The organism is Mycobacterium sp. IDUB_37 (assembly GCF_055419245.1).
Genome location: NZ_JBVAXG010000001.1, coordinates 1,398,156 through 1,406,633, shown reverse-complemented (window position 1 = coordinate 1,406,633; position 8,478 = coordinate 1,398,156). Strand labels below are relative to the sequence as shown.

The window sequence follows — 8,478 nt, the reverse complement described above, 5'->3', positions numbered from 1 at the left end:
ACCAGTGACCCCGGCGCCGCCATCACCACCCCGCGCACCCTGGCCGCCCGCACCGCCAACACCACCGACACCGGCCTTCGATCCGCCGGCACCACCCGCACCGCCGGCACCGCCGGAGCCGCCCGCCTTGCCGTCACCGCCGGACTCGTTCCCAGCCACACCCTGTGCGCCGTTCTGGCCGACCGCACCGTCACCACCGGCACCCCCGGCGCCACCACTGCCATGACTGCCGCCCGCACCCCCGGCGCCACCGTCGCCGCCGCTACCACTACCGACAACGGTGGCGCTAAACCCAGCACCACCCGCGCCACCATTACCCAACACCCCAGTTGGTGCCGAACCCTTAGCGCCGTCGCCGCCTACGCTGCTGCCCGCACCCCCGGTACCACCCTCGCCGCCCACACCGGTGTTCCCGCCCGCGCCACCGGCCCCGCCATCGCGGATCGTGCTGTCTCCGGCCCCACCCGCGCCGCCATCACCCGGAGTCGCACCATTGCCACCATTGCCGGCATTACCCCCGACACCCGTGACGCCCGCGGCACCCTTCGCTGCGGTACCACCCACACCGCCGTTACCGCCATTACCGCCAACCCCGCCGCTTCCGCCCGACCCGCCGGCCTGCCCGGCAGCACCGGCCGCCACCGCATCAGAGCCCGTCTTCCCGGCCCCACCGTCGCCACCGTCTGCGCCACGCCCACCCGCACCGCCGGCGCCGCCATTGCCGGACACCGATCCACCCGCGCCACCGGCCCCTCCGACCGCACCCGCGCCGCCGGCCATCCCGTCACCGCCGGACTGGCCCGCCAACTTGCCCGCCGAACCGTTATCGCCCGCGGCGCCATTACCGCCCGCACCCCCGGCACCGCCATTACCGTGACTACCCCCAGCACCACCCATCCCCCCGGCCGTGCCCGACCCACCCGCCGCCGCCGCGTTGAAACCGGCCCCACCCACACCGCCATTGCCGCCGGCCACCACCGTGCCCGCCGCACCCGTAGCACCCCCACCTGCACCCGGTCCGCCCGCAGCCCCGCCGACCCCGCCAAATCCGACGCCGCCGGTATCGCCGCCGACCCCGCCCACACCACCCGTGAGCAGCGCGTTACCGGCGCCGCCCATCCCGCCGTCACCCGCAACCCCCGAATTGCCGCCGGCACCTCCAGCACCACCGGAACCATTCACACCCGCACGACCAAACAACCCATGACCCTGCCCACCCACCCCACCAACGCCACCAGCACCGCCATGCCCGCCGGTCCCGCTATCACCGCCCTCACCGCCCGTGCCACCGGGCGTGGTCGCCGCCCACCCCACACCACCAGCACCGCCGGCACCACCGACACCACCCACACCACCCGCGCCACCCGCGCCACCGTTACCGAATATCAACCCACCACGACCACCCGCACCACCCGACCCCGCCGCACCACCATCTGTGCCCAACCCACCAGAACCGCCCGCAGCAAACTGCGTCCCGGCCGCGCCCGCAGACCCCACCGCACCCGCCACCCCGGACCCACCCACACCACCGGCACCACCATGACCGAACAACAACGCACTACCCCCAGCACCACCAGAACTACCCACCCCACCCACCCCACCAGCACCGCCGGCACCGAACAGCCAGCCACCAGTGCCACCCACACCACCAGCAGCCCCCGCACCACCAGTACCGCCCACGCCGCCCGGACCCAACAAACCCGCCGCCCCACCCGCACCACCGGCCTGCCCCGACGCACCCGACCCGCCATTACCACCACGACCAACCAACAACCCACCCGCACCACCAGCAGCACCCGACCCCGCCGCACCATCAACACCCGGACCCAACAACGGACGCCCCAACAACAGATTCGTCGGGGCATTAATCGCCCCTAGTACTGCCGACTCCAAACCCTCAAACGACCCCACACTCGCCGCTTCCGCACCCGCGTAAGCTCCGCCGGCCGCCACCAAAGTCCGCACCAAGGCCGAGTGAAAGTCCGCGGCCTGAAGACTGATCGCCTGATACTGCTGGCCGTAGGTACCGAATAGGCTCGCAATCGCCGCCGAGACCTCGTCGCCCGCTGCAACTACCAGCCCCGTTGTCGGCGCCGCCGCCGCCGCACCCGCCGCACTCACCGCCGACCCGATCCGGCCCAGATCCGATGATGCCGCCGAGAGGACCTCAGGGACCACAACCAAGAAAGACGACATCAGCAACGCCCAATCGAATTAAGAATCAACGTCTACGGCGCGGCCCGACCGCTCGAAAGCGAACGGTACAGCCATAAAGCGCGTGGCGCACGACAATCGGCGCACATCGGGCCCGCAAATATTGAACACACGCCTAGGGCGGACTTCCGGCCGTTCAACGGCGATAGTTGTCCAGACAAAATGAATTGGTCACCGGGGCCGTCCTCGGTGAGGATGAAGTCGACCCGGACCAGACCTCGGAGTCGATGGCTTCGGACGCCTCGATCGCCAACTGCCTTACTCCCTACCGCCTGCACAAAATGGGCATGAAACTCCGCCGCGCGCACACTGATTGCCTGATACTCCCGGCCATAACCACCAAACAACGCCGCAATCGCCGCCGACACCTCATCACCAGCAGCAACCGCCACACCCGTTGTCGGCAGCAACGCCGCGGCCGACGCCGCACCCACAGCTGACCCGACCTCACTCAAATCCGCCGCCGCCGCAGCCACAACCTCAGGAAACGCAATTACAGCCGCAGCCACAACCTCAGGAAACGCAATTACAAAGGAAGACATCAACAACACCCGATCATTACGTGAAGGCGACCGTCGACGGCCCGGCAGCAAACGCGACGCCACCAAATCACCCCGCACACCGCAAACCACAGCAATACTCAACACACGCTCAACACCGATACACCTGAACCGTCGCCAGTTCCCGAAATGTGGCTTACTCAAAGCCGCGGCAGCGCCTCGGTGGTCAAGCGGTCCAGAAACCCCAAGCATCGCCGTTGCCGCCGCTACCGTGCGCCGAACGCTACGCCCCAAACCACCTCTGGCAGTGACCGACTCAGCGCAAGCCCACACCCCGGGCCAATGCCGTGTCCACCATGGTGGCCAGCAGGGTCGGGTAATCCACGCCGCTCGCCGCCCACATCCTCGGATACATCGAGATCGTGGTGAATCCCGGCATCGTGTTGATCTCGTTGATGACTGGGCCGTGGTCGGTGAGGAAGAAGTCGACCCGGGCCAGACCCTGACAGTCGATGGCGCCGAAAGCTTTGATCGCCAATTGCCTTACTGCATGCGCGATTTCGTCGTCGACTTTGGCAGGTACGTCCAATTCGGCTGCGTCGTCGAGGTATTTGGTCTCGAAGTCGTAGAAGGAGTCTTCCCGGCCCCGCACCCCGGCCACCCGGATCTCCCCCAGTGTGCTGGCTTCGATTGTGCCGTCGGGCATTTCGAGCACGCCGCATTCAAGCTCGCGGCCGCTGACCTCAGCCTCCACGATGACTTTGGGGTCGTGGCGGCGGGCCTCAATGATCGCGGCGTCCAGATCGTCCCAACTCGACACCCGACTGACGCCAATCGAGGAACCACCGCGTGCGGGCTTGACGAATGCCGGCAACCCCAATCGTTCGCGTTCCTCAGGATGCAATGTCGGCTGCGACGGACGCAAGACCGTGTAGGGGCCGACCGGAAGTCCATCGGCCACAAGCAGTTTCTTGGTGAATTCCTTGTCCATGCCGGCGGCACTGGCCAGCACACCGGCCCCCACATACGGCACACCGGCGAGCTCCAGCAAACCCTGCACGGTGCCGTCTTCGCCATAGGGACCATGCAAAACCGGGAACACGACGTCGACGGAGGTCAACAGCTCTGCTGCTTGTCGGCCTCCACTCGACGGCAGCGATACCAGTTGGCCGCCGCGCTGCGGATTGGCCGACAACGCCAGCTCGGTACCGGAATCGGAGCTCACACCGGGCAATTGACGATTCGAGATCGCCAACGCATCGGGATCGCCATCGGTCAGCACCCACGACCCTTCCGGAGTGATGCCGATCGCGACCACGTCGAACCGCGCCGGGTCGAGGTTGCGCAGAATGCTGCCGGCAGACACGCAGGAAATGGCGTGCTCGTTGCTGCGTCCGCCGAAAACGACGGCGACCCGAACGCGCTCGGCACCGCGGTTATTGGCAGTCACAACCTGGAGAGGCTACCGGGTCAGCGCCGCAGAGGTCGGGTCCGACGCCCCGAGCTGGGCTTTTCCTATTCCGGCTTGGTGCTGCGGCCGAGCAAGAGGGCGATGGCGTCGTTGACCGACAGGCCCTTGTGGCAGACCCGGTGCACAGCATCGGTGAGTGGCATTTCCACGTCGTAGCTGGAAGCCAGCGCAAGCACCGACTCGCAGGACGTCACACCCTCGACGACGTGACCGTCCTTGCCATGCAACGCCGTATATATAGTGTCGCCTCGTCCTAGGCGCTCCCCCAACGAGCGGTTTCGCGAATAGGGCGATGTGCAGGTCGCCACCAGGTCACCGACCCCGGCCAGGCCCGCCAGGGTCGCGCCTTTGGCGCCCAGCGCCAGCCCGAGCCGCATGATCTCCGCTAGACCGCGGGTGATGATCGTGGCCGCGGTGTTTTCGCCCAGTCCCACGCCCACCGCCATTCCGCAAGCCAGCGCGATGACGTTCTTGCACGCTCCGCCGATCTCGGTGCCCACGACGTCGGAGTTGGTGTAGGGCCGGAAATAGCTGCTGTTCAGGAACCTCTGTAGCGCCACCGCACGTCCGGAGTCACTGCACGCGATCACGGTGGCGGCGGGTTGGCACTCGGCAATTTCACTGGCCAGGTTCGGTCCCGAGATCACCGCGACCTGCGATGCATCCACGCCGGTCACCGAGACAATGACCTGGCTCATCCGCATCAACGTGCCGAGCTCGATGCCTTTGGCCAGGCTGACCAGCGTGGCGCCACGAGCGAACATGTCGTTCCACTGCTCAAGATTGGCCCGGAGCGCCTGAGCGGGCACACCCAGCAGCACCGTTGTTGCACCGGACAATGCTTCCTCGGCGTCCGCAGTGGCGCGAATGCCGGCGGGCAGCTGTGTTCCCGGAAGGTAGTCGGGGTTGTACCTGGTGGAATTGATCTTGTTGGCGACGTCAGCGCGCCGCGCCCACAACGTGACCTCGCCACCGGCGTCGGCGAGCACTTTGGCCAGGACTGTGCCCCATGAACCGGCCCCCATTACTGCGACCGTTCCTTTGTTCGCCATCCACCACCCCTCAGTGTTGCGCTGCGACCGCGACGTCTCAACGTTGCCGTAGCCGGCCGTGTCACGCTAAGTCTGCGATGCGGTGTCTGCAGGCGACACCCTAGAACACCACGAGGCGTGTCGCGTGTCACACGCAAGCGGGCGGCGACCTCCACTCGCGGGCAACGCTGGCAGGATGACCTCATGAGCGGCACACGGACCGGCGGCGATGTCGGTTTGATCATCGCCGTCAAGCGGTTGGGTGCCGCCAAGACCAGGCTGGCTCCGGTGTTCTCGGCGCAGACCCGGGGACACGTGGTGTTGGCGATGCTGAAGGACACCCTGACCGCGGCGACGCGGGTTTCTGCGTTGCGATCGATTACCGTCATCACCCCCGACGAGGCCGCGGCGGCGGCCGCGGCTGACCTCGGAGCCCAGGTGCTGGCCGATCCCACGCCCGCAGACGATCCCGACCCGTTGAACAGCGCGATCGGAGCTGCCGAACGCGCGGTGGCAGAGACCGCCGCGCTCGCCAATATCGTTGTGCTGCAGGGAGATTTGCCGGCGCTCCAAACACAGGAACTTGCCGAGGCGATCTCGTCCGCGCGGCAATATTCGCGCAGCTTCGTCGCCGACCGCCTGGGAACGGGCACCGCCATGCTGTGCGCCTTCGGCGTCGCACTCGATCCGCGATTTGGGTCGGATTCCCGTGCGCGACACAATAGTTCGGGTGCGATCGAGCTGACCGGGGCATGGCCCGGTCTGCGTTGCGATGTCGACACACCCGCCGACTTGGCGGCCGCCCGTCGACTCGGCGTCGGCCCCGCGACCGCACGGGCAATCGCACGCCGCTAGTCCTCAAGACGAAACTGACCACAGCTGATAGCCGCCGCGAAGTGTCCGGTCGGTGAATGGCGCGCCAACGGCGAATTGATGACGATGTAGAAGTCCACCGACCGCTGGCAGCAGTGCGGGGTGATAGGCAATGATCGCAAGGTGACCGATATCGAGACCAGTCCAGCAGAGGCGCGTTCCGACGAGAATTCGTCGCAAAACGGCGACGCGACGCCCGCGACTCCGGCAGCACCGCCCGCCGCGACGCCCGCTGCGATCATCGACGCGCTTCCCGAAGATCGCTACCTCAACCGCGAACTGAGCTGGCTGGACTTCAACGCCCGCGTACTAGCACTGGCCGCCGACAATTCGATGCCGCTGCTGGAGCGCGCGAAGTTCCTGGCGATCTTCGCCTCCAATCTCGACGAGTTCTACATGGTTCGGGTCGCCGGCCTCAAGCGCCGCGACGAAATGGGGCTGTCGGTGCGCTCCGCCGACGGACTGACGCCTCGTGAGCAGTTGCGTCGCATCGGCGAGCAGACGCAGCGGATCGCCAGTCGGCATGCACGTGTCTTCATCGATGAGGTACTGCCCGCACTCGAGGAAGAGGGCATCAGGATCGTCACCTGGGCCGAGGTCGATGAGGCTGAGCGCGAGCGGTTGTCGACTTATTTCACCGAGCAGGTCTTCCCGGTCCTCACGCCGCTGGCCGTCGACCCCGCCCACCCCTTCCCGTTCGTGAGCGGACTGAGCCTGAATCTGGCGATCACCGTCCGGCAACCCGACGACGGCACTCAGCATTTCGCCCGCGTCAAGGTTCCCGACAATGTGGACCGCTTCGTCCAACTCGAAAGCACGGGTGGCGAAGACGGCGAACCGGTCGTCGTTCGGTTCCTACCCACCGAAGAATTGATCGCCGCTTTCCTGCAGACGCTCTTCCCAGGCATGGAAATCGTCGAGCACCATGCCTTCCGGATCACCCGCAACGCGGACTTCGAGGTGGAAGAGGATCGCGACGAGGACCTGTTACAGGCCCTGGAGCGGGAGTTGGCCCGCCGCCGGTTCGGCTCGCCGGTACGGCTCGAAGTCGCCGACGACATGACCGAGAGCATGATGGAGTTGCTGCTGCGCGAACTCGACGTCCATCCGGGCGACGTCATCGAAGTTCCTGGGCTGCTTGACCTGTCGTCACTGTGGCAGATCTATGGGGTGGATCGGCCGGACCTCAAAGACCGGACCTTCATCCCCAGAACTCATCCGGCGTTCGCCGCCCAGGAAACGCCGAAGAGCATCTTCGCCACCCTGCGCGAAGGCGATGTGCTGGTGCACCATCCGTATGACTCGTTCTCCACCAGCGTGCAGCGCTTCATCGAACTGGCCGCCGCTGACCCGAATGTGTTGGCAATCAAGCAGACGCTGTACCGCACCTCCGGTGACTCACCGATCGTCCGGGCGTTGATCGCCGCCGCCGAAGCCGGCAAGCAGGTGGTGGCCATGGTGGAGATCAAGGCGCGCTTCGACGAGCAGGCCAACATCCGTTGGGCGCGAACGCTTGAGCAGGCTGGCGTGCACGTGGTGTACGGCTTCGTCGGACTCAAGACACACTGCAAGACATGCCTCGTGGTGCGCCGGGAGGGCTCCACCATCCGGCGGTACTGCCATGTGGGCACCGGCAACTACAACGGCAAAACGGCACGCCTCTATGAGGATGTGGGCATCCTGACGGCGTCGCCCGAGATCGGCGCCGACCTGACCGACCTGTTCAACACGCTCACGGGCTATTCGCGCAAGCTCACTTACCGCAATCTCCTGGTGGCGCCACACGGAATTCGCCGCGGCATCATCGAGCGCGTCGAACGTGAGGTCGCGGCGCACCGCGACGGCGCCGACGCACGCATCCGTCTCAAGATGAACGCCCTCGTGGACGAACAGGTCATCGATGCGCTCTATCGCGCATCGCAGGCCGGGGTGCGGGTGGAGGTGGTGGTGCGTGGCATCTGCGCACTGCGACCAGGTGTTGAAGGCTTCTCCGAAAACATCGCCGTCCGCTCGATTCTCGGCCGCTTCCTCGAGCACTCCCGCATCATGCACTTCAACGCCATCGACGAAATCTGGATCGGCAGCGCCGACATGATGCACCGCAACCTGGACCGCCGTGTCGAGGTAATGGCTCAGGTCAAGGACCCGCGACTGACCGCACAGCTGGACGAACTGTTCGACTCCGCGCTGGATTCGTCAACGCGATGCTGGGAGCTCGGACCGGACGGTCAGTGGACCGCGTCCCCGCAGGAGGGCCGTAGCGTCCGCGACCACCAAGTTTCGCTGATGGAGCGGCATCGCAGCTCATAGCCGTGTGTAGGTTGATAGGGGTCAACTCAGTACCGCGCGCACCATTTCGCGGCCCGGCCGAATTAATGTGCAGGAGTTG

At 66.3% G+C, this 8,478-nt stretch carries 6 protein-coding genes; 2 read left to right on the top strand and 4 right to left on the bottom strand.

The window, feature by feature from the left end; translation table 11 throughout:
• The 4 genes from ACZY1I_RS06525 to ACZY1I_RS06510 form a co-directional block, all read right to left on the bottom strand.
• Positions 1–2,196 (bottom strand): PE family protein (locus ACZY1I_RS06525; protein ID WP_463753421.1); only part of this gene is annotated, 2,196 nt, incomplete at its 3' end.
• Between the two features lie 32 nt (positions 2,197–2,228).
• The gene (locus ACZY1I_RS06520; RefSeq protein WP_463753420.1) at positions 2,229–2,756 is read right to left on the bottom strand and encodes a PE family protein; all 528 of its coding nucleotides are present in this window, start codon (positions 2,754–2,756) and stop codon (positions 2,229–2,231) included.
• 274 nt (positions 2,757–3,030) lie between these two features.
• Positions 3,031–4,164, bottom strand: coding sequence for a D-alanine--D-alanine ligase family protein (locus tag ACZY1I_RS06515; RefSeq protein ID WP_463753419.1), 1,134 nt, complete (start codon positions 4,162–4,164; stop codon positions 3,031–3,033).
• Positions 4,165–4,229: 65 nt separating this feature from the next.
• Entirely contained in the window at positions 4,230–5,237 is a 1,008-nt protein-coding gene (locus tag ACZY1I_RS06510; protein WP_463753418.1) for an NAD(P)H-dependent glycerol-3-phosphate dehydrogenase, read from the bottom strand.
• 183 nt (positions 5,238–5,420) lie between these two features.
• On the opposite strand from ACZY1I_RS06510, the gene cofC reads away from it, so the two are divergent.
• Together cofC and ACZY1I_RS06500 are read left to right on the top strand one after the other, a co-directional pair.
• Positions 5,421–6,071: a 2-phospho-L-lactate guanylyltransferase gene (gene cofC / locus ACZY1I_RS06505; protein ID WP_463753417.1), complete on the top strand. Its 651-nt coding sequence runs from the start codon at positions 5,421–5,423 to the stop codon at positions 6,069–6,071.
• A gap of 120 nt (positions 6,072–6,191) precedes the next feature.
• Positions 6,192–8,399, top strand: a complete 2,208-nt coding sequence (locus ACZY1I_RS06500) for an RNA degradosome polyphosphate kinase (protein WP_463753416.1) — start codon at positions 6,192–6,194, stop codon at positions 8,397–8,399.
• Positions 8,400–8,478 lie beyond the last annotated feature (79 nt).